Raw genomic sequence first — 20,560 nt, 5'->3', positions numbered from 1 at the left:
AAGGTCCCTGTCTAGGAGGAGCCGATGGAACCGGCCGGAACCCTCGAACGCGGGCTGAGCGTGCTGCGCGCACTCGCGGCCGACCCGCGGCGGCCCGCCCGCGCCACCGACCTCGTGCGGGCGACCGGGCTGGCCAGGTCCACCGTCGACCGGGTGCTCGGCACGCTCGCGCACCTCGGTCACGTGCGGACCGACGGGCGTGAGGTGGTGCTCGCGCCGCGGCTGATGGAGCTGGGCGAGGCCTATCTGTCCGGCTCGGGGCTGCGGGACGCCGTCGCCGGTCCCGCCGCACGGCTCGCCGACGAGCTGGACGAGTCGGTGTCGGTGGCCGTACGGGACGGGGACGGGGTGCGGTTCGTCGCGCAGTTCACCCGGCGGCGGCGCATGTCGGTGACCTTCCGCGTCGGTGACGTCCTGCCCGCCTCCCGCTGCGCCGCCGGCCTCGCCCTCCTCGACCCCGCCAAGCCCTGGGCCGAGGACGACCAGCTCATCGAGCCCGGCCTGATCGCCGTGGCGGTCCCGGTCCGCGGCGAGCCGGCCTGTGCGGTGAGCGTGGTGAGCCACACCAGCCGGCACACGGTCGGCGAGCTGCGCGACCTCTGCCTGCCCGCCCTCCGCAAGACGGTCACCGAGCTGGAAACCGCCCTCGCCGCCCCCGCCCCGCAAGCCGCGCCCCCGGCCCCCGGCCCGTCGGCTCTTCCGGCGGGCAACGCCGGAGCCGCCACCCCCGCCACCCCCGCGGCCTCCTCGTCCTTGGACGCGGCCAAGGAGGCGAAGCGGGAGCTGGGGATGGGGTTCCTGCAGTCGCTGGCGCGGGGGCTGGCGGTGATGGTCGCGCTCGGGTCGGCGCGGGGCGGGGTGACGCTCGCCGACTGCGCGAAGGTGACCGGCCTGCCGCGGGCGACCGTGCGGCGGGCGGTGCAGGCGCTGGAGCGGCTCGGCTACGCCGCCGCGCGCGGCACCCGGTTCACGCTGCTGCCCAGGGTGCTGGAGCTGGGCTACGCGCACCTGTCGGGGCTGACGTTCCGCGAGATCGTCCAGCCGCACCTGGCCGACCTCGCCGCCCGCGTCGACGAGTCGGCGTCCGTCGCGGTGCTGTCGGGCGACGACGTCCTGTACGTGGCGCGGGTCCAGACCGTGAGCCTGATGAGCGTGAACATCACCGTCGGCACCCGCTTCCCCGCGTACGCGACCTCCATGGGCCGGGTGCTGCTGGCCGGGCAGCCCGACGAGCGGCTGGCCGCGATCGAGCCGCGCCGGCTGGCCGCCAGGACCGTCACCTCCCGCGACGAGCTGCGCGTTCTCGTCCGGCGGGCCGCCACCGACGGCTACGCGCTGGTGGACCAGGAGCTGGAGGAGGGCGTACGGTCCATCGCCGTCCCCATCAAGGACGGCGCAGGGCGCACCGTCGCCGCCGTGAACGTGGCCACCCACGCCGGGCGGGCCGGCAACGACGCGCTGGTCCGCGACGTGCTGCCGGCGCTGCGCGAGACGGCCGCGAAAATGGCGGCGGATCTCGCGTACACGGGCGCCGTCGCGGCCGAGTGAACGCATTAGTATCCGAGGCATGAAGGCCGCAGTGCGCGCCAGATATGGCCCGCCGGAAGTGGTTCGCGTTTCAGAGGTGGAAAAACCGGTCCCCGGTCCTGGTGAGCTGCTCGTCAAGGTGCGCGCGACCACGGTCAACCGCACTGATTGCGCGATGCGGGCGGCCAAGCCGTTCCTGTGGCGATTCTTCACGGGGCTCGTCCGGCCTGCGAAGATGCCCGTTCTCGGCACCGAATTCGCCGGCGAGGTGGTGGCCGTGGGAGCGGGGGTCGGGTCGTACGAGGCCGGGGACGACGTGTTCGGCTACAACGACGGCAGGTCGGGGGCGCACGCGCAGTTCCTGACCGTTCGCGAGAGCGGCACGCTGGCGGCGTTGCCCGAGGGGCTGACGTACGAGGAGGCGGCGCCCGGCACCGAGGGCGCCCACTACGCGCTCTCCATGATCAGGGGGGCCGGGGTGCGGGCCGGTCACGACGTGCTGGTCCACGGCACCACCGGGGCGATCGGGTCGGCCGCCGTGCAGCTTCTGAAGCACCACGGCGCCTGGGTCACCGCCGTCTGCGGGCCGCGTCATCTCGATCTCGTCCGCGGGCTCGGGGCCGACAAGGTGGTCGACTACACCGCCACCGATTTCACCGCCGACGAGCGCCGATATGACGCCGTGCTGGACGCCGTCGGCAAGAGCACGTTCGGCCGGTGCAGGAAACTGCTCAAACCCCGTGGCGTTTATGTCGCCGCCGACGTGGGGCCTTTCTGGCAGAACCTCTTGTTCGCCGCCGCCGGTCCCTTGCTCGGGGGCCGGAGGGTGAAATTCCCGCTGCCCCGGCATGACGCGGAGTTGGCCCGGCAATTGAAGGAGCTGCTCGAGTCGGGCGCATTTCGGCCGGTCATCGACCGCCATTATCCGCTGGACGAGATCACGGACGCCCACCGCTATGTTGAAACCGGGCAGAAGGTCGGGAACGTAGTGATCGTCGTTCCCCATGCCGAGGAGGCGTGACCAGTCGGCGGAAGGCCGGTCATGAGCTCAGGGCGGTGACGGCGACCACCAGCCCTCCCGACGGAATCTTGACCCGCTCTTATAACGACATAGAGGGATGTATACGGCGGGTCCCGTTAGCGTTTCGCTTATGACCGGACCGACCGCGTTCACGGTGAACGGCCAGCCCGTGCGGCTTGACCTCGACCCGCGCGAGTCCCTGCTCGACGTGCTGCGCGAGCGGCTGGGTCTCACCGGCTCCAAGAAGGGCTGCGACCACGGCCAGTGCGGCGCGTGCACGGTCCACCTGGACGGCCGGCGGGTCGTATCCTGCCTGACCCCGGCCGTCCAGGTGCACGGCAGGTCGGTGACCACGATCGAGGGCGTGTCGGGCGTGGGCGGCCTGCATCCGCTGCAGGAGGCGTTCGTGGACAACGACGCGCTGCAGTGCGGCTACTGCACTCCGGGCCAGGTGATGTCCGGCCTGGCCTGCATCGCCGAGGGGCACGCGGGCGACGACGACCAGATCCGCGAGTACATGAGCGGCAACCTGTGCAGGTGCGGCGCGTACACCGGGATACTCGCCGCCGTACGCCAGGCCGCGGCGCTCCGGGAGGAGTGAGCCGTGCGCCCCTTCGCCTACACCGCCCCCGCCACCCTCGACGAGGCCGTCAGCGCCCTGGCGGCGGCCGGGCCCGGCGCGCGGGTGCTGGCCGGCGGCACCACCCTGTACGACCTGATGAAGCTGGACATCGAGACCCCGCACAGCGTCGTGGACGTGCGCGCGCTGCGCGAGCTGGCCGGCATCGACACGGCGGGCCCGGGCGAGCTGTCGTTCGGCGCGGGCGCGCTGATGGCCGACGTGGCCGAGGACCCGGTGCTGCTGCGCGACTACCCGGCGCTGGCCGAGTCGCTGGCCAAGGCCGCCTCCCAGCAGCTGCGCAACATGGCGACGGTGGGCGGCAACCTGCTGCAGCGCACCCGCTGCGGCTACTTCAGGGGCGGCCCGCCGTTCGCCTGCAACAAGCGGGAGCCGGGCAGCGGCTGCGCCGCGATCGGCGGGCTGGACAGGGGGCACGCGCTGCTCGGCGGCAGCGAGGCGTGCGTCGCGACGTACCCGGGTGACTGGGCGGTCGCGCTGATCGCGTTCGACGCGGTGGTGGACGTGGCGGGCCCGGGCGGCACGCGGACGATCCCGCTGGCCGAGCTGCACGTCGAGCCCGGCGACACGCCCGCCAGGGAGCACACGCTGGCCGCCGGTGAGATCATCACCCGCATCCGCGTGCCGGTCACGCCGGTCGGGCGCGGATCGACGTACCACAAGGTCAGGGACCGGGAGTCGTACGCGTTCGCGCTGGCCTCGGCCGCCGCCGCGGTGCGCCTGGACGACGGGACCGTGGCGGAGTGCCGCATCGCGGTGGGCGGGGTCGCCACCCGGCCGTGGCGCTGCCCGGACGCCGAGCGGGAGCTGACCGGGGCGGTGCTGGACGAGCGGTCCGCGCGCCGGGCGGGCGAGGCCGCGTTCGCCGGGGCCCGGCCTGGCGCGCACAACGGTTTCCGGGTCGAGCTGGGCATCCGCACCGTTGCCGAGGCGCTGCGGATCGCCGGAGAGCGGGCCGGACGATGACGGACTCCGGAGGGCGGGCCGGACGATGACGGACTTCGCGATCCCCCGCGTCGGCGCGCGGGAGAAGGTCACCGGGACCGCCCGTTTCGGCGCCGACCGCACACCCGGGGGCTGCGCGTACGCGATGCCCGTGGTGGCGACCGCCGGCAAGGGCCGCATCACGCGCCTCGACACCACCGGGGCCACCGCCGTGCCCGGCGTGCTGCTCGTCCTGTCGCACCTCGACGACCTCGGCATCGTCCCGGCCGGCTCGCTCATGCGCGGCGGCTACGCCTTCCAGAGCCTGCAGCCGCTGCTGGACGACCGGATCGCCTACCGGGGCCAGCCGATCGCGCTGGTCGTGGCCGACACCCTGGTCGCCGCGACGGAGGCGGCCGCGCTCGTGCGGGCCGAGTACGACGAGGAGCCGATCGCGGTGGAGCTGGGCGCGGCCGGCACCGAGACCCAGGAGGCGGCGCTGGCCGACGTGGTGGCGGGCGACGCCGACGGCGAGTACGAGCGCAGCCCGCTGCGCATCGACGAGACGTACGAGGCGGGGCCGCAGCACCAGGTGCCGATGGAGCTGATCGGCGGCGTGGTCGAGTGGCACGGCGACACGGTGGTGGTGCACGAGGGCACGCAGACCGTCGGCGCGCTGCGCGGCGGCCTGGCCAGGCAGCTCGGCATCGACCCCGCGCGGGTGCGGGTGATCTCGCCGTACGTGGGGGGCGCGTTCGGCCAGAAGAACGCGCTGCAGCCGCACCTCGCGCCGCTGGCCGTGGCCGCGCGGCGGCTGGGCAGGCCGGTCAAGCTGGTGCTGCCGCGCGCCCACACCTTCCACGCGGCGAGCTTCCGCCCGCTGAGCAGGCATCGCGTACGGCTGGGGGCCGACCGCTCGGGCCGGCTGCTGGCCGCGATCCACGAGGTGGACCAGCAGGACTCCCGGCACGACCTGCTGCCGGCCACGTACACGGAGCTGACCTCCCGCCTGTACGACATCAGGAACTTCCGCGGCCGCCAGCGCCACGTCAGGACCGACACGCAGTCGCCCGGCTTCATGCGGGCCCCGTTCGAGCACCCGGCGGCGTTCGCGCTGGAGTCGGCCATCGACGAGCTGGCCGTCGCCACCGGCCGCGACCCGGTCGAGCTGCGCCTGGCCAACGACGCGCGCACGGACCCGGTGACCGGCAAGCCGTTCTCGTCCCGGCACCTGGCCGACTGCCTGCGGCGCGGCGCGGAGCTGTTCGGCTGGGCCGGACGCCGCCCGGACCCGTGCTCGATGCAGGAGGCCGACGGGACGCTGGTGGGCTGGGGCGTCGCGGTGGGCGCGTACCCGTCGAAGACCGTCCCGATCCAGGCCAGGCTCACCGCCGACGCCGACGGCCGGGTGCTGCTGGAGGTGGGCGGCCACGAGATGGGGCAGGGCATCACGACCGCCCTCGTCTCCGCCGTGGCCGGCGACCTCGGCATCGCGCCCGACTCCGTCGCCGTCGCGGTCGGCGACACCGCCCGCGTGCCGCACCACCTCACCGCCGGCGCCTGGGGCACCAACAGCACGCTGCTGGCCGTGCACGCGGCGCTGCTGCGGCTGCGCGAACGGCTCGGCGCCGCCCCAGACGGGCCGGTGGACGTGGCGGCGGCGGTCAAGCAGGCGGGCGGGGACGACGTGGTGACCGAGGCCGTCACCCAGGCGCCCGGCCAGCCGCCGGAGATGGCCGACCGCATGCGCACGGGCCTCGCCGCGCCGACCGGCCCCGAATACCCCGGCTTCGTCTCCTTCAGCTTCGTCGCCCACTTCGCCGAGGTCAGGGTGGAGCCGGTGACGCGGCGCATCCGCGTGCCCCGGGTGGTCAGCGTGGCCGACTGCGGCAGGGTGGCCAGCCCGGTCACCGCCGACGCCCAGGTGCGCGGCGGGGTGGTGTGGGGCATCGGCGCGGCGCTGCACGAGCACAGCGAGGTCGATCCCCGCTACGGCGGCTTCGTCAACAGCGACCTCGCGGACTACGTGATCCCGGTCAACGCCGACGTCGGCACGATCGAGGTGGACTTCGTCGGCGAGCCCGACTTCGCGCTCAACCCGATGGGCGTCAAGAGTCTCGGCGAGGTGGCGCTGGTCGGCGTCGCCCCCGCCATCGCGAACGCCGTCTTCCACGCCACCGGCCGCCGCGTCCGCCGCCTGCCGATCCTCATCGAGGACGTGCTGTGAGCCGTCCCGCGTGCTCAGCGGGGGAAGTCGGCGAGCTCGCGGACGGCCTGGTCGAGGTCGTCTGCGACGCCGTCGCGCAGCAGCCGCCCGTACAGGCCCTCCCCGGCCGCGCCGTAGCGGCGGATGCGGGCCGCGCGGGCGGTCATGCGCGACTGCAGCTCCCTGATGAGCGTGTCGGTGCTGCCGTCCCAGCCGTAGGTGTCGAGGAACAGCCGCAGCCTGCGGGGGCGCGCGTCGAAGTCGGTGAAGCCCTCCAGCTCGGCGGTGCGGCGGGCGTGCAGCGGCACCCAGCCGTGCGCCATCCAGCTCACGTCGGAGTCGGCGGTGACGGGGCCGGCGAAGTCCCAGTCGAAGAAGCCGGTGATGCGGCCGTCGTGCCAGGCGGCGTTGAACGGGCTGGCGTCGTTGTGCGCGATGATCAGGCCGGGCGCCCACCTGCCGCCCATCCGCCAGCGCGCGCCCGCGGACGGCACGAAGTCGGCGACCGCCTCGTGGTAGGCGCGCGTCCACTCGGCGACCTGGACGAGCGACTCCTCCGTACGGGTCCACCAGGGCCACACGACCTCGCCGCCCATGGTCTCGCCCTCGAGGTAGGTGAGGATCTCGCGGCCCTCGTCGTCGATGCCGAGCACGCGGGGGGAGCCCGCGAACCCCTTGCACTCGAGGTGCCGCAGCAACTCGTGGACGGACGGGGTCCAGGGGCGTACTTGACGGCGTACGGTGTGGCCGATCCGCACGGCGCCGCCGTCGTTGCCGCCGTCGAGCCGATCCCGCCCCACGCCGAGGACACTGCCAGCCCACGCGGGTCCCGTCAACAGCCCGCGACGTGGCCGGACAACGTCTTGTACACGATCGCCGCGAAACCCGTAGCGGGCTATTGCACCATGCAAAGATAAGAGGGGCGAACCGTAGGGATGCGGAGGGGTGGAATGGGCAGCATCGACCGTGCCGGCTTCTCCTGGGTGGTCACGCAACGTGATGACGCCGCCGTCCTGAGTCCCTGCGGGGACCTGGACCTGTCGTCCATGGAGGAGTTCCGCAGCGGCCTGGCGGAGGCGATGTCGTGCCTGCGCCCGCCGTTCGTCGTCGTGGACCTGCACGAGGTGGACTTCTGCGACTCCTCGGGGCTGAACGCGCTGATCTGGGCGGCGAACACGGTGGAGGCCGCGGGCGGGCGGCTGCGCCTGAGCGGCCTGCAGCCGAGGGTGAGCCGGCTGATGCGGATGACCGGCCTCGACCGGCGCTTCACCCTCCAGGACGCACCGGCCGGGCAGTGACGGCCGCCTGGTCAGCCGCCCATGCGGCCGTCCTGGCTGTGGCGGTTCTCCAGGCCGGCCATCGAGGAGCCGTCGTCCTGGAGGCCGCGCCCGTTCTCGATGGAGCCGGGCGAGTAGTAGCGCCGCAGCCAGTCGGCCAGCCCGTCGAGGCCGGGCAGCAGCACGCGCTCGGTGATGTTGGCCTGGTCGAGCCGCTGCCTGATCTCGGCCTTGACCGGGGCCGGGATCACCCACTGCCGCCCCAGCCCGGGGTGGTCGGCCAGCCAGTCCTCCAGCTGGTACGTCACGTCCGACAGCACCGACAGCACCGACGACTGGTTGATCACCCGCTCGTCCAGCGACGGCGGCTCGAAGAAGGCCAGGAACGTCCCGCCGTCGCCGAGCCGGTCGAAGCGGTCGAGCGAGGGAGCGACCCCGGCGAGCATCTCGGTGGTGAACACCAGCGCGCCCTCGGCGGCGAGCGGGGCCCGCAGCGGGTCGGGCAGCAGCCGGTGGGCGGCGGCGCAGTCGACGGACAGCAGCACGCCGTCGTCCTCCGGCCAGGTCGCGGTGGCGAAGTGCAGGGCGACGAGCGGGGAGAACGTCCAGTCGAGCAGGCGGGTGGGCAGGCCGTGGTGCTGGCCGAGCGCCAGCCAGTCCCAGACGGTCGGCCCGGGGGCCTGTCGATGCGCATATTTCCGGAAATTTCGTACGAGATGGGACTCGACTTGCCCGTAATGGCCGCGCAGCCGCGCGAGCCCCGACATGTGCGAGTACGTGCTGCGCGCGAGCCCGCGGAAGACCAGCGACGTGTGCGCAGGACCGCACCCCTCGCTCCGGCCCGCCTCCCCGATAGCGTCGTCCAGCTCGCGCCACGACGACACCGTGACCACTTCCATCACGTTGCGTTGCCCCAGCTCACGCCCTCCACACCTGCCCTCCGCCCGGCCGCCCGTCCAGGTGCTCGTCTACCCGGTCACCGGCTGCCTGCTCGACACCGGCTCCTACCTCGACCCCGCCAACCGGCTCCTGCTCGACCGCGACTCCATGATCTGGTTCTGGGGCCACTACGCGCCCGACCACGTGCGCCGCGGCGCGCCCTGTGACGAGCGGTCAGCCGGAGAAGAGCTGGGTGAGCTTCAGGAGCAGCTCGTACACCCCGTACGCGAAGGGCACGCCCACCCACACCCAGGCCAGCGCCATCAGCCAGGTACGCCGCTCGCTCATACGGTCTGCCCCTTCTGCACCGGCTGCGCGGGTCGTTCGTGGAACCTCTCGTGGACCGGCCTGATCAGCTCGTTGGCGAGGAAACCGATCGCGAGCAGGCCGATCATGATGAACAGCGAGGTCGTGTAGAGATCGGAGCCGGAGCGCCCGGCGTTCTCCTGGGCGTCGGCGATGGCGTTGACGATGAGCGGGCCGAGCACGCCCGCGGTGGACCAGGCGGTGAGCAGCCGGCCGTGGATGGCGCCGACCTCGTACGTGCCGAACAGGTCCTTCAGGTACGCGGGCACGGTGGCGAAGCCGCCGCCGTAGAAGGACAGGATGCCGAGCGCGCAGAGGATGAACAGCGGCTTGGACGCGTCGCCCGCCAGGGCGATGGCGAGGTAGAGCAGCGCGCCGACGCCCAGGTAGACGCGGTACATGTTCTTTCGCCCGATGAGGTCGGAGGTGGAGGACCAGACGAAGCGGCCGGCCATGTTCGCCAGCGACAGCAGCGCGACGAACCCGGCGGCGGCGCCCGCCGCGACGGCGGCCGTGGTGCCGGCGAAGAAGTCCGTGATCATCGGGGCGGCCTTCTCCAGGATGCCGATGCCGGCCGTGACGTTGCAGCACAGCACGACCCACAGGAAGTAGAACTGCGGGGTGCGGATGGCGTTGCGGGCGGAGACGTCGGCGGTGGTGATGAGCGGCCTGAGCCGGGTGGTGGGCGGTTTCCAGCCCTTGGGGGTCCAGCCGTCCGGCGGGACGCGGACGAGCAGCACGCCCATCGACATGAACACGGCGTAGACGACGCCGTGCACGAGGAACGTCGTGGCGATGCCGGTCGTGCCGGTGCCGAAGGAGGAGAGCATCTGCGCCGACCAGGGCGAGGCGATGAGCGCGCCGCCGCCGAAACCCATGATCGCGATGCCGGTCGCCATGCCGGGCCGGTCGGGAAACCACTTGATGAGGGTGGAGACCGGGGAGATGTAGCCGATGCCGAGCCCGACGCCGCCGACGAAGCCGTAGCCGAGCACGACCAGCCAGTACTGCCGGGTGATCACGCCCAGTGCCGACAGCAGGAACCCGGAGGAGAAGCAGGTCATCGAGACGAACATGGCCCAGCGGGGGCCGTTGCGCTCGACGAGCGTGCCGCCGAAGGCGGCCGACAGGCCGAGCATGACGATGCCGAGCTGGAAGGGCAGCGCGCTCTGGGTGCCCGACAGGCCGAGCGCGGACTCCAGCGGGGGTTTGAAGACGCTCCACGCGTACGCCTGGCCGATGGCGAGGTGCACGGAGAGCGCAGCGGGCGGCACGAGCCAACGGCTCCAGGTGGGCGCCGCCACAATACGGGAACGACTGAGGAAGGCCGGGGGACGCGCGGACCTCGTACTGTCTGCCACGCACCACGGCTACCACATACGGTATGCAGTATTTAAAAATTGTACGACCTTTACGGCGAGCGGTCAGATCCTGTCGGCGAACGGCGGGGAATCTTGGAGGCGACATTGACGGAGCCGAAGGCCACGATCACGACCGGCCGCGTGCGGGGCCGCCGCGAGAACGGGATGGCCGTCTTCCGTGGCATCCCTTACGCCCGGCCGCCCCTCGGAGACCTGCGCTTCACCGCCCCCGTGCGCCCCGATCCGTGGGACGGCGTCCGCGACTGCGCGGCGTTCGGCCCGCCACCGCCGCAGCACGGCGCGACGGAGCCGCTGACCGGGAGCTGCCTGACGGTGAACGTGTGGTCCCCCGACCTCGGGGGACGGCTGCCGGTGATGGTGTACGTCTACGGGGGCGCGTACCGGAGCGGCGACGCGGCCGAGTCCGTCTATGACGGCGCGACGCTGGCCGGCGAGGGCGTCGTCGTGGTGACCTTCAACTACCGGGTGGGCGCCGAGGGGTTCGCCCAGCTGGTGGGCGCGCCGGCCGACCGGGGGCTGCTCGACCAGGTGGCCGCCCTGGAGTGGGTGCGTGACGACGTGGCCCGCTTCGGTGGCGACCCGGCCCGGGTGACGGTGTTCGGCGAGTCGGCGGGCGCGGGGTCGATCGCCGCGCTCATGGCCATGCCGCGGGCGGCCGGGCTGTTCGGGCGGGCGATCGCGCAGAGCGTGCCGGGCACGTACTTCTCGGCGCCGCTGGCCGCCGACGTCGCCGCCGCGCTCGCCGGCGAGCTGGGCCTGCCGCCCCATGCCGAAGCCCTCGCGCCCGTCACCCCCGAGCGGCTCGTGGGCGCCGCGGACGCGCTGGCGGCCAAGATGCTCGCGTACGAGGACCGCTGGGGCGTCGTCGCCCACACCCCCACCCCGTTCTCCCCCGTCGTGGACGGCGACGTGCTGCCCCGCGACCCCTGGTCCGCGCTGTCCGACGGGGCCGCCCGCGACGTCGAGCTGATCGTGGGCCACAACCGCGACGAATACCGGCTGTTCACGTACGACACTCCCGCCGAGCCGGCGGACGCGGTGCTGGCGGCGTTCGCGCCGGGGCTGCCGTACCGGGACGCCTTCCCCGATGCGGACCTGGCGGAGCTGGTGCGGTCCGACTGGTTGTTCCGGATGCCGAGCCTGCGGCTGGCCGACGCGCACGCGGCAGGGGGCGGGCGGGCGTACACGTACGAGCTGACCTGGGGCGTCCCCGGGCTGGGCGCCTGTCACGCGCTCGACGTGCCGCTGGTGTTCGGGAACCTGGACGGCGGCATGGCCCGCTTCCTCCTCGGCGATGCCCCGCCTGACGAGGCCGTGGCCGTCTCGCGGGACTTCCGGCGGGCGTGGACGGCGTTCGCGCGCGGCGAGGGGCCTGGCTGGGCCCCGTACGAGCCGGGGAACCGCCTGACGCGGCTCTTCGACGCCGAGCCCGCGGTCGTGCCCTACCCGGAGGAGACCTCGCGCCGCCTGTGGGCCGCGCACACCTTCGCCGCGCTCCCCCTCCTCGGGGCCCACTAGGGACATCCCTGGGCCGGTCCCCGTGGCGGGCCCCGGGGCGCCGGTGGCACCGTGCCCGTATCCGGCGACGACCAGGGGCGGGTGTGACGATGAGCGAGCCATCGGGCGGAGTGGGCAAGCAGCAGTTGCAGGACTTCCTGCGGGCGGCGGACCGGGGCGGGCTGACCCTCGACGACCGCAGGCTCCTGGTCCAGCAGGCGCTGCTGCTCATCGAGCAGAACTACGTGCACCTGCCGCTCAAGGCCGCGATGCACGCCGTGAACCCGGTGCAGCGGCTGCGCCTGCTCGCCCTGCGGCTGAGCCGGCAGACGCCCGCGACCATGGGGCCGGAGTGGCGCTTCCACGCGGAGCTGTCGGAGATCTTCCACTCGGTACGCGACCTGCACACCAACTACGTGCTCCCCCAGCCGTACGCGGGCAAGATCGCGTACCTGCCGTACCTGATCGAGGAGTACCACGAGGGCGGCGAGCGGCACTACGTCGTCACCAAAACCGTCGAGGGCTACTCCGCGCCCGCCTTCGGCCCCGGCGTGGAGGTGACCCACTGGAACGGCGTCCCCTTCGACCGGGCCGTGGACGTCAACGCGGCCAGGTTCGCCGGCGGCAACCCGGCGGCCAGGCACGCGCGCGGCCTGCAGTCCATGACGATCAGGCCGCTGCGCCTGCACGTCCCGCCGGACGAGGCGTGGGTGGTGCTGACGTACGTCGGGGACGACGGGATCAGCAGGGAACTGCGGGAGAGCTGGCGGGTCACCGACAACCAGCCGTCGTTCGTGGACGCCGACCGGCTCAGCGTGGCCGCCGTCGCGCAGGGCCTCGACCTCGGCGCCGACGAGATCGGCCGGGCGCTCAAGACGCTGTACGTCCCCGAGGCCGTCACCTTGCACGAGACGCTCGGCGGGGCCGAACTCGCCGATCTGCCGGCGGAGCAGGACGGCGTGGTCCCGACGTCGATGCCCGGCTTCTTCAAGGCCAGGAGCGTCACCACGCGGTCGGGCACGTTCGGCCACATCAGGGTCTTCAGCTTCAACGTCAACGACCCCGACGCGTTCGTACGGGAGTTCGTCCGCCTCATCGGCCTGCTGCCGCAGAGCGGGCTGATCGTGGACGTGCGCGGCAACGGCGGCGGCCACATCCACGCCTCGGAGTTCCTGCTGCAGACGCTCACGCCGCGCCCGATCGTGCCCGAGCCCACGCAGTTCGTCACGACGGCGCTCAACATGCGCATCTGCGCCCAGCACCGCGAGGACCCGACCGGCCAGATCGACCTCGGCCCCTGGTTCCCGTCGATGGAGCAGGCGCTGGAGACGGGCGCGGTCTACTCGGGCAGCTTCCCCATCACGCCTCCTGGCGGCGCGAACGCGCTCGGCCAGCAGTACCACGGCCCGATCGTGCTCGTCACGAACGCCCTGTGCTACTCGGCGACCGACATCTTCGCCGGCGGCTTCCAGGACCACCGGATCGGCGAGATCCTCGGCACCGACGACAACACGGGCGCGGGCGGCGCCAACGTCTGGACGCACAGCCTGCTCAAGCTGCTGCTCGAACTGCCGTCGCCGGTGCGGGACAGCCCGTACAGGACGCTGCCGGGGGAGGCGGGCATGCGGGTGGCGATCCGGCGCAGCCTGCGCACCCACGACCTGGCCGGGACGCCGGTCGAGGACCTCGGCGTGGTGCCCGACCACCGGCACATGATGACCCGCAGGGACGTCATGGAGGACAACCCCGACCTGCTCGCCCGGGCCGGCGAGCTGCTGGCCGCACGCCCGGTACGCCGCCTCGACGTCCAGCGGACGGCGGACGGCCTGGCCCTGCGCACCCGCCTGGTGGACCGCGCCGACGTCTACCTCGACGGCCGGCCGAGCGTGTCGGCGGACCTGACAGGGGAGACGACGACGCTGCAGGTCCCGGGCGCCGCCTCCGCGCACGTCATCAGGGTCGAGGGCTTCGAGGGCGGGGCGCTCGTCGCGGCTCGTACGATCTTGCCCTAATATGGACGCACTTCGAGCCAGCGCTTCCCAGAAGTACGCCGCAGAGCGGAAGCGCGCCACCCCCTGAGGGTGAGAAGGGGCGGCACGGTCCTTTGCCGTCTCTTCCTTCGGAGGCTCTCCATGCACGTCGGTCTCGGCCTGCCCGTCACCGATCCCGTCACCCTCCCCGAGTGGGCCGAGCGCGCCGAAGCGGGCCCGTTCACCACGCTGGGCCTGCTCGACCGCCTCGTCTACGACAACCCCGAGCCGCTGGTCACCCTCGCCGTGCTCGCCGGCGCCACCCGCAGGATCCGCCTGCAGACCGAGGTGCTGCTGCCGCCGCTGCGCGAGACGGCGCTGCTGGCCAAGCAGGCCGCGACGCTCGACCTGCTCAGCGGCGGCCGCTTCGTGCTCGGCGCCGGCGTCGGCGGCCGCGCGGACGACCACGCCGCCGCGGGCACCGACCTGCGCACCCGCGGCCGCCGCATGGACGAGCAGCTCGCCGTCCTGCGGCGGTTGTGGTCCGGCGAGCCGTACGGCGAAGGGGCCGGGCCCATCGGACCGGCTCCCGCCCGCGCCGGCGGCCCCGAGCTGCTGATCGGCGGGTTCCAGCCGCGGGCGCTCGCGCGGGTCGCCCGCTGGGGCGACGGCTTCATCAACGCCGCGCCGCCCTCATGGGCCGGTCGGCTGTTCGACCTGGTCCGCACCTCATGGAAGGAGCACGGGCGCGAGGGCGCGCCCCGGCTCGTCGCGCAGGTCAGCGTGGCCGTGGGCGACGACTCCGTGATCGAGGACGCCCGGTCGGCGATGGGCGCCTACTACGCGAGCACGGGGCGGGCCGCGTACATGGTAGAAGGCATGCGCACCACGCCCGCCGGCATCCGCGAGGCGATCGCGCAGTTCGCGGACCTGGGAGCCGACGAGGTCATGCTCTACTGCTGGGGCCGTGACCCCGGCCAGGCCGGCCGCCTCGCCGACCTGCTCTGAGCGGTGGCTGCGGGGCCGGCGCGAGCACCGCGTCGGCCTCGGCGACCAGCGGGCTGGAGCGGTGGCGCTGCCAGCCGGCTCGCAGGCGGCGGAGCTCGTCGCCCACGCGGGCCGAGGAGATCAGCGGGACGTCGTCGCGCAGGAGGAGCGCGGTCACGGCGGCCTGCTCAGGGTCGCCGGCGCGCAGGTAGGCGTGGGCGGTGCGCAGGCCGATGAGGACGCGGGTGCGGGTCTCGACCGGGCGGCGGGCGCGCATGGAGGCGGCGAAGTGGCGGGCGGCGGTGGCGTGGTCGCCGAGCCTGGTGAGGGTCAGCCCGATCTGGTGCTCCAGCGACTCGCGCCGGTAGTTGCCCGTCCACTCCGACTCAGGCGCCGAGTCGGCGCGTTCGAGCTGCGTCTCGGTGCTGCGCAGCAGGTTGAGCGCGTCCCAGCGGGTGCCGGCCGCCGCGTGCGTCTCGGCGCGCATGCCGGTGATCCAGGCGAGGGTCCTGTCGGGTCCGCGCCCGCCGAGCACGGACGCGGCGGCGTCGGCCAGCGCCAGCGCCTCGCCGTCGTGGCCGAGCTCGGCGGCCTGCACCGCCATGCTGCGCAGCGCCGTCGCGCGCAACACCAGGTCGCCCGCCTCGTCGGCGAGCCGCACGGTGCTGATGTAGTAGCGCTGGGCCAGGGCGTTAGCGCCGGCGTCCATCGCCATGTACGCCGCCAGGTAGCTCAGCTCGGCCGCCGCCGTGAACAGGTCGGGCCTGCCGCGCCCGGTCGCGTTCGCGAGCAGCGGTGTGACCTCGCGCGACAGGTACGCCGCCACCGCCTGCCTGGCGTGGCCGCCGCCGTACCGGTCGTCGAGGTCGGCGAAGCTCGCGGTGACGGCGCGGATGCGGACCACGTCGCCCGCGCCAGGACGGCCCACGGGGCGCCGGGCCGGTCCCCGGGTCCCCCCGTCGGCCAGGCCCGACAGCGCGGCCAGCGTGAACGTGCCGGCCGTCAGCACCGTACGGCGGTTGAGCAGGTCGTCCTCCCCCAACCCCGCCAGCCGGGCGACCGGGTCGCCGCGCCACGGGTCGTCGGGCGGCGGCGGCACCCCGGGGTCCGGCCAGCCGAGGTGCGCGGGGCGCAGGTGGGGCCGGTTGAGGCGGCGCCGGAACGCCTCGACCGCCGCGTGCACGGCCTCGGGCCGCGGCACCGTACCGGTCAGCCAGTGCCCCACCGCGGAGCGGTCGTAGTGGATCCGCTCCCCGCTCTCCGCGGCGACCGCGTTGACCTGCCGCGCGGTGGCGGCGTGCGTCCAGCCGGCCTGCTCGATGAGCGCGGCGAGCGCCCGGTTCGCGACGGGGCGGGTGCGTCGTGGCGGCATCGCATCTTCACATCGCTTCACATCGCCGTGCCCTCGACTCTCCGCTCCCCGCAAAGCACCGTCAATAGTGCGGACGGTGACGTTCTGCCACGGCCGGTCGGCGAGCGGGAGGAGGCGGCACATGGAGGGGACGGCATACGAGGGCACGACGAACGAGGGCGCGGCATACGAGGGCGCGACGTCCAAGGATGCGGCGTTCGAGGTGGCGCATGCCGAACTGCTGGCGGCGCTCGACGGCCGGCCGCTGGTCGCGATCGACCGGTACGGCACCGTGCTCCGCACCGGCTACACCGGCCCCGCGCCCGTGGAGGCGTTGCGGCCGGCGCTGGCCGTCGGCTGCTACGCGGCGTGGGACCCGGCGCTGCCCGGCGTGACGGTGTCGGCCGAGGAGCGTACCGGGGTGCGGTCGGTGGCCGAGCGGCACGGCTGGCTGCGCCGGGTCCGCCACGACGCGGCCAGGCAGCTCGTCAAGCTGGACCGGCCGCCGGTCGTCGCCACCTGCATCGCCGGCGCCCAGCTGCAGGAGCTGGCGCACGGCGGCACGATCGCGGCCGTCGACCCGGGCGTCAGGGCCACCATCGAGGCCAGGCACCTCTTCGACGACCTGCTGCGCGCGGCCGGGGTGCCGCCGGCGGCGCGGATCAGGAGCGTGCCGGTCGAGCGGCTGCCCGGCCTGGCCGAGCTGCGGCGAGCGGTCGGCACCGAGCGGGTCGTGGTGCAGGCGGGCGGCGCGGGCGGCGGGCGCGGCACGGTCGTGGTGTCGGGCGAGGACGACATGGGGCGCGCGGCGCGGCTGCTGGGGCCGTACCGGGTGGCGGCGTACGTGGACGGCCTGCCCTGCGCGGTCACGGCGCTCAGCGTGCCGGACGGCGCGGGCGGCGTCTCCGTGTACGTGGACCGCCCCGCGCACGCCGCCACCGGCGTCCCCGAGTCGGGCGCGGGCCCGCTGGACGGCGCCGGCCACGACTGGTCGCGCCCCTGGCCGCTGCCGGCGGCGGCGCTGCTCATCGAGTGCGCGGAACGCCTCGCGGTGTGGGGCTGGCGCCGCTATGGCGTGGCCGGCCTGTTCACCGTGCGCGCGCTGCTGACCCCGGCCGAGCGGGTCCGCCTGTCGGCGATCAGGTGGCGGTACGACGCGGCCACCGAGGTGTCAGCGGCGAACCAGCAGGCGATGGGCGTGCCCCCGTTCACCGCCGCGCACCTGACCGTGCTGCTCGGCGGGCGGGTCACCTGGCTGCCCGATCCGCAGGAGTTCAACCAGCTCAGCCTGCTGCGCGCGACCCGGCAGGGCGGGCCGTTCACGATCCGGCTGCGGGTGTCCGGCGAGACCCCGGTACGGGTGACGGCGGGCCGCGGTCCCGGCGTCTACCGGCTGGACGAGGCCGACCGGCCCCGCTTCGTCCGCCGCGCCGCCCACCCGGCCGAGGCGCCGGCCGACCAGGGCGAGTTCCTGCTCGCGGGCCTCCCAGGCCCGGACGTGCTCTGCCATCCCGGCGCCGACCTGGCGACGATCGAGGCGGTCACGGAGGGCGCGACGGAGCCCTTCCACGGCCCGGCGAGCGCCTCTCCCTTCACCCGCCGCGTCACCGCCGCCGTGCACCGGCTCCTCACCCCCGACGCTCCGTGAGGACCTCGGCGAGAGCCTCCAGGGTCTCCAGCGAGGTGCCCGGCGGCGGGGAGACGCGGAGGAGCGGCTCCTGGAGGTCCAGCGGGGCGCGGGCGACGGGGACCGTGCCGACCAGGAGGGACGCGGCGGCGGCGCGGGCGGCGGCCCCTTCCACCGTGTCGTGGGGTGGCGGGCGGAGGGTGATCAGGGCGGACGGCTCGTCCAGGGGTTCTGCGACGCGCCAGCCGCCGGCGCCGTCCAGGAGCTCGCGGGCCGTGCGGCCCAGTCCCGCCAGGTGCTCGTGGACGGCGGCGGGGCCGAGCTCGTGGTGTTCGATGACGGCGGCGCCGAGCCCGGCGCGGGCCGCGATGACGCCCTCCGAGCTCTCGTAGCGGGCCGCGCCCGGCACGGGCTCCGGGCCCTCGGCGGGGTCGTCCCAGGTGTGGCCGCTGAGGGTGGGGGCCGGGGCGTCCATGGCGGGGGTCAGGCCGGGGGCGATGAGGAAGCCGACGCCGCGCGGGCCCGCCAGCCACTTCCTGGACGTCCCCACGTACGCGGCGGCCCCGGCGCCCAGGACGTCCACGTGGCCGAGCGACTGGCAGACGTCCAGCACCAGCGGCACCCCGAAGGCCCGGCACAGCGCGCCCAGCTCGGCCACCGGCTGCACGACGCCCCGGTGGGAGGCGATGTGGGAGACGACGACCAGGTCGAGCCCGGCCGCCAGCGCCGCCCTGAGCCCGCCGGGGTCGATCCTGGTGTCGCCGCCGACCGGCAGGTCGACCAGCCGCCAGCCGTTCCGCTCCGCGAGGCGGTGCAGGAGCATGAGCGTGCTCCCGTACTCGGTGCGGGCCCGCCCCACCCGGGCGCCCGGGCCGAGCCGCCAGCCGCCGAGCAGGGCCGCCATCGCCGCCGTGCCGCTCTCCATGAACGCCACGTCCCGCGGCCCCGCCCCCACCAGCGCGGCCAGCGCCCGCCGCGGCTCGGTGAGGTCGGGGACGGCGCCGTACCCGCCGCGCTCGCGCTCCAGCGCCAGGTGGGCGGCCATCGCGTCGAGCACCCGATCGCCGGGCACGTTGCACCCCGCCGCGTCAAGATGCCCGCCCGGCATCACGGACCGCCCCGCCCGCCAGACCTCCCCGACGGACGACCGGCGCTCCCCGACCGGCCCGGCCCGCGCCTCCCCTGCCTGGCCTGTCGTCATGCCCCTGCCAGGAGCAGGGCGAAGTCGCCGGCCGGGTCGGTGTGGTCGCGGAGCGGGGTGAAGCCGGCCGTCTCCAGTTCGGCGCGCAGCCCTTCGAGGCGGAACTTGGCGCTGATCTCCGTGCGCATCTCCTCCCCTTCGGCGAAGTCCACGCTCAGGCCGAGCCCGCCGACCCGCACCCGCATGGCGCGCGTGGCCCGCAGCCGCATCTCGATCCAGTCGTGCTCCTCGTCGTAGCGGGCGACGTGCGCGAACGACCCGGGCTCGAAGTCGGCGTCCAGCTCCCTGTTGATGACCCGCAGCACGTTCCTGTTGAACTCCGCCGTCACCCCGGCCGCGTCGTCGTACGCCGCCACCAGCCGCCCGGTGTCCTTGACCAGGTCGGCCCCGAGCAGGAACGTCTCCCCCGGCCGCAGCGTCTCGCGCAGCCCGGCGAGGAACGCGGCCCGCGCCCCCGGTTCGAGGTTGCCGATGGTGCCGCCGAGGAAGGCGACCATCCGCCGCCCGTCGCGGGGCAGCAGCGCCAGGTGCCGCTCGAAGTCGGCGCACACCGCCTGCACGGCCAGCCCGGGATAGCGCGCGGCCAGCCGCCTGGCGGCGCTCTCCAGGGTGACGGCGTCCACGTCCACCGGCGTGTAGCCGCGCAGCGTGCCGGCCGCGGCGAGCGCGTCGAGCAGCAGCACGGTCTTCTCGCTGGTGCCGGAGCCCAGCTCGACCAGCGTGTCGGCGCGGCCGGCGGCGGCGAGGTCCTTGGCCCGCGCCCGCAGGATCGTCAGCTCGCGGCGGGTCGGGTAGTACTCGGGCAACCGGGTGATCTCCGAGAACAGCTCGCTGCCCCTGGCGTCGTAGAACCACTTGGGCGGCAGTTGCTTCGGCGTGGCCGTCAGGCCGTTCCTGACGTCAGTCTCGAGCGCCTGGCGCAGATAGTCGCGGTCGAGGTGGTTGATCAGGCGGACGGTTGACTGGGTGGCGGGCACGAGGCCTCCTGAGGTGGGTTCACAACGGCTGGACCTGGACGTCGTCGCCTGACACGGTCAGCAGGACGCGGTCGGGCAGGGCCTGCCAGCCGGGCGAGTCGTCGAGCGGCTCGCTGGCGACCAGCACGCCGTCGTGGAGTCGGTGATGGAACAGGGTGTCGCCCCAGACGGTCGCGGCGATGGACGCGCCGTCGCAGGCGAGCAGGTTGAGCCGGGCGGCGGGGTCCTTCTCCCCCGCCCGTACGACGACGTCGGCCAGCGCCTCGCCCAGCCCGGCCCCCGCCCTGCCGCACTGGAACACGGCGGCGGCGAGCCAGGCGGCGTCGCAGGTGGACTCGGCGCCGTCGGCGAGGTCCTTGACCGCGTCGCGGCCGACCCGGCCGTTGTGGCTGAGCAGCCACCTGCGGTCGGCGAACGGCGCGGTGGCGCTCTCCTCGATCGGCATGCCCACGGTGGCCGAGCGGACGGCCGCGAGCAGGCAGGTCGAGCGGGCGATCTCGGCGAGCGCGGTCAGGTTGGCGTCGGTCCACATGGGGACGGACCGCCGGTAGCGGACGGGTTCGGCGCGGGCGGGGTCGTACCAGCCCATGCCGTAGCCGTCCGCGTTGATGGTGCCGTGCCGCTGCCGGCGCGGCGCGTACGACTGGGTGAGCAGCCCGTGCGGCGGCTGGTGGATGAGCGAGGTGAGCGGCCGTGCGGCGCCCAGCCAGGCGGCGTGCCTGCACACC

17 protein-coding genes are annotated in these 20,560 nt (G+C 74.2%); 10 read left to right on the top strand and 7 right to left on the bottom strand.

From position 1 onward, the window contains the following. The first annotated feature begins 24 nt into the window (after positions 1-24). The 5 genes from AB0K18_RS00510 (at position 25) to AB0K18_RS00490 (ending at position 6,339) form a co-directional block, all read left to right on the top strand. Positions 25-1,548: an IclR family transcriptional regulator C-terminal domain-containing protein gene (locus AB0K18_RS00510; protein ID WP_364907778.1), complete on the top strand. Its 1,524-nt coding sequence runs from the start codon at positions 25-27 to the stop codon at positions 1,546-1,548. 19 nt (positions 1,549-1,567) lie between these two features. Then, positions 1,568-2,548, top strand: a complete 981-nt coding sequence (locus AB0K18_RS00505; RefSeq protein ID WP_364907776.1) for an NAD(P)-dependent alcohol dehydrogenase — start codon at positions 1,568-1,570, stop codon at positions 2,546-2,548. A gap of 130 nt (positions 2,549-2,678) precedes the next feature. Continuing rightward, the gene (locus AB0K18_RS00500; protein ID WP_364907773.1) at positions 2,679-3,149 is read left to right on the top strand and encodes a (2Fe-2S)-binding protein; all 471 of its coding nucleotides are present in this window, start codon (positions 2,679-2,681) and stop codon (positions 3,147-3,149) included. Positions 3,150-3,152: 3 nt separating this feature from the next. After that, positions 3,153-4,154, top strand: a complete 1,002-nt coding sequence (locus tag AB0K18_RS00495; RefSeq protein WP_364907770.1) for a xanthine dehydrogenase family protein subunit M — start codon at positions 3,153-3,155, stop codon at positions 4,152-4,154. A 25-nt stretch (positions 4,155-4,179) separates the two neighbouring features. Next, positions 4,180-6,339 carry a xanthine dehydrogenase family protein molybdopterin-binding subunit gene (locus tag AB0K18_RS00490; RefSeq protein WP_364907767.1) on the top strand — a complete coding sequence of 720 codons (2,160 nt, stop codon included), beginning with the start codon at positions 4,180-4,182 and terminating at the stop codon, positions 6,337-6,339. Positions 6,340-6,353: 14 nt separating this feature from the next. On the opposite strand, the gene AB0K18_RS00485 is transcribed toward AB0K18_RS00490, so the two are convergent. After that, entirely contained in the window at positions 6,354-7,118 is a 765-nt protein-coding gene (locus AB0K18_RS00485) for a phosphotransferase (RefSeq protein WP_364907764.1), read from the bottom strand. A 150-nt stretch (positions 7,119-7,268) separates the two neighbouring features. Here AB0K18_RS00485 and AB0K18_RS00480 point away from each other — a divergent pair, with 150 nt between their 5' ends. Beyond that, positions 7,269-7,616: an STAS domain-containing protein gene (locus tag AB0K18_RS00480; protein WP_364907762.1), complete on the top strand. Its 348-nt coding sequence runs from the start codon at positions 7,269-7,271 to the stop codon at positions 7,614-7,616. Between the two features lie 11 nt (positions 7,617-7,627). Here the strand turns inward: AB0K18_RS00480 and AB0K18_RS00475 are convergent, their stop codons facing one another. Further along, positions 7,628-8,494 (bottom strand): FRG domain-containing protein, encoded by an 867-nt coding sequence (locus tag AB0K18_RS00475; protein WP_364907760.1) that lies wholly within the window; start codon positions 8,492-8,494, stop codon positions 7,628-7,630. A gap of 324 nt (positions 8,495-8,818) precedes the next feature. Then, positions 8,819-10,114, bottom strand: a complete 1,296-nt coding sequence (locus AB0K18_RS00470; RefSeq protein ID WP_364907757.1) for an OFA family MFS transporter — start codon at positions 10,112-10,114, stop codon at positions 8,819-8,821. Positions 10,115-10,306: 192 nt separating this feature from the next. On the opposite strand from AB0K18_RS00470, the gene AB0K18_RS00465 reads away from it, so the two are divergent. The 3 genes from AB0K18_RS00465 (at position 10,307) to AB0K18_RS00455 (ending at position 14,697) form a co-directional block, all read left to right on the top strand. Beyond that, a complete protein-coding gene (locus AB0K18_RS00465; RefSeq protein WP_364907755.1) occupies positions 10,307-11,740 on the top strand; it encodes a carboxylesterase family protein in 1,434 nt (477 codons plus the stop codon). An 89-nt stretch (positions 11,741-11,829) separates the two neighbouring features. Continuing rightward, a complete protein-coding gene (locus AB0K18_RS00460; RefSeq protein WP_364907752.1) occupies positions 11,830-13,731 on the top strand; it encodes a S41 family peptidase in 1,902 nt (633 codons plus the stop codon). A gap of 120 nt (positions 13,732-13,851) precedes the next feature. Continuing rightward, the gene (locus AB0K18_RS00455) at positions 13,852-14,697 is read left to right on the top strand and encodes an LLM class flavin-dependent oxidoreductase (protein WP_364907749.1); all 846 of its coding nucleotides are present in this window, start codon (positions 13,852-13,854) and stop codon (positions 14,695-14,697) included. Here the strand turns inward: AB0K18_RS00455 and AB0K18_RS00450 are convergent. Continuing rightward, positions 14,636-16,048 carry a hypothetical protein gene (locus AB0K18_RS00450; RefSeq protein ID WP_364907746.1) on the bottom strand — a complete coding sequence of 471 codons (1,413 nt, stop codon included), beginning with the start codon at positions 16,046-16,048 and terminating at the stop codon, positions 14,636-14,638. The genes AB0K18_RS00455 and AB0K18_RS00450 overlap by 62 nt on opposite strands. Positions 16,049-16,169: 121 nt before the next feature. On the opposite strand from AB0K18_RS00450, the gene AB0K18_RS00445 reads away from it, so the two are divergent. Continuing rightward, complete coding sequence (locus tag AB0K18_RS00445; protein WP_364907743.1) at positions 16,170-17,675, top strand: hypothetical protein; 1,506 nt, start codon at positions 16,170-16,172, stop codon at positions 17,673-17,675. Here the strand turns inward: AB0K18_RS00445 and egtE are convergent. From egtE to egtC, 3 genes are read right to left on the bottom strand one after another with little or no spacing between them, the layout of a single operon-like run. Beyond that, on the bottom strand, positions 17,656-18,855 hold the full coding sequence (gene egtE / locus AB0K18_RS00440; RefSeq protein WP_364907740.1) for an ergothioneine biosynthesis PLP-dependent enzyme EgtE: 1,200 nt from the start codon (positions 18,853-18,855) through the stop codon (positions 17,656-17,658). The two genes, AB0K18_RS00445 and egtE, sit on opposite strands and share 20 nt — an antisense overlap. After that, positions 18,852-19,832, bottom strand: coding sequence for an L-histidine N(alpha)-methyltransferase (gene egtD / locus AB0K18_RS00435; RefSeq protein ID WP_364907738.1), 981 nt, complete (start codon positions 19,830-19,832; stop codon positions 18,852-18,854). The genes egtE and egtD overlap by 4 nt, the downstream gene beginning before the upstream one ends. A 19-nt stretch (positions 19,833-19,851) precedes the next feature. After that, on the bottom strand, positions 19,852-20,559 hold the full coding sequence (gene egtC / locus AB0K18_RS00430; RefSeq protein ID WP_364907735.1) for an ergothioneine biosynthesis protein EgtC: 708 nt from the start codon (positions 20,557-20,559) through the stop codon (positions 19,852-19,854). Position 20,560 lies beyond the last annotated feature (1 nt).

The organism is Nonomuraea sp. NPDC049421 (assembly GCF_040677005.1).
Lineage (GTDB): Bacteria > Actinomycetota > Actinomycetes > Streptosporangiales > Streptosporangiaceae > Nonomuraea > Nonomuraea salmonea.
Note: the sequence above shows the minus strand (reverse complement) of the source record. Positions and strands in the feature narration are given on the sequence as shown.

Bases quoted from the DNA above. Each gene is read 5' to 3' on its own strand.
- AB0K18_RS00510 (WP_364907778.1), top strand. From the start codon at position 25: ATGGAACCGGCCGGAACCCTCGAACGCGGGCTGAGCGTGCTGCGCGCA.
- AB0K18_RS00505 (WP_364907776.1), top strand. From the start codon at position 1,568: ATGAAGGCCGCAGTGCGCGCCAGATATGGCCCGCCGGAAGTGGTTCGC.
- AB0K18_RS00500 (WP_364907773.1), top strand. From the start codon at position 2,679: ATGACCGGACCGACCGCGTTCACGGTGAACGGCCAGCCCGTGCGGCTT.
- AB0K18_RS00490 (WP_364907767.1), top strand. From the start codon at position 4,180: ATGACGGACTTCGCGATCCCCCGCGTCGGCGCGCGGGAGAAGGTCACC.
- AB0K18_RS00480 (WP_364907762.1), top strand. From the start codon at position 7,269: ATGGGCAGCATCGACCGTGCCGGCTTCTCCTGGGTGGTCACGCAACGT.
- AB0K18_RS00475 (WP_364907760.1), bottom strand. From the start codon at position 8,494: ATGGAAGTGGTCACGGTGTCGTCGTGGCGCGAGCTGGACGACGCTATC.
- AB0K18_RS00460 (WP_364907752.1), top strand. From the start codon at position 11,830: ATGAGCGAGCCATCGGGCGGAGTGGGCAAGCAGCAGTTGCAGGACTTC.
- AB0K18_RS00455 (WP_364907749.1), top strand. From the start codon at position 13,852: ATGCACGTCGGTCTCGGCCTGCCCGTCACCGATCCCGTCACCCTCCCC.
- AB0K18_RS00450 (WP_364907746.1), bottom strand. From the start codon at position 16,048: ATGCCGCCACGACGCACCCGCCCCGTCGCGAACCGGGCGCTCGCCGCG.
- AB0K18_RS00445 (WP_364907743.1), top strand. From the start codon at position 16,170: ATGGAGGGGACGGCATACGAGGGCACGACGAACGAGGGCGCGGCATAC.
- egtE (WP_364907740.1), bottom strand. From the start codon at position 18,855: ATGACGACAGGCCAGGCAGGGGAGGCGCGGGCCGGGCCGGTCGGGGAG.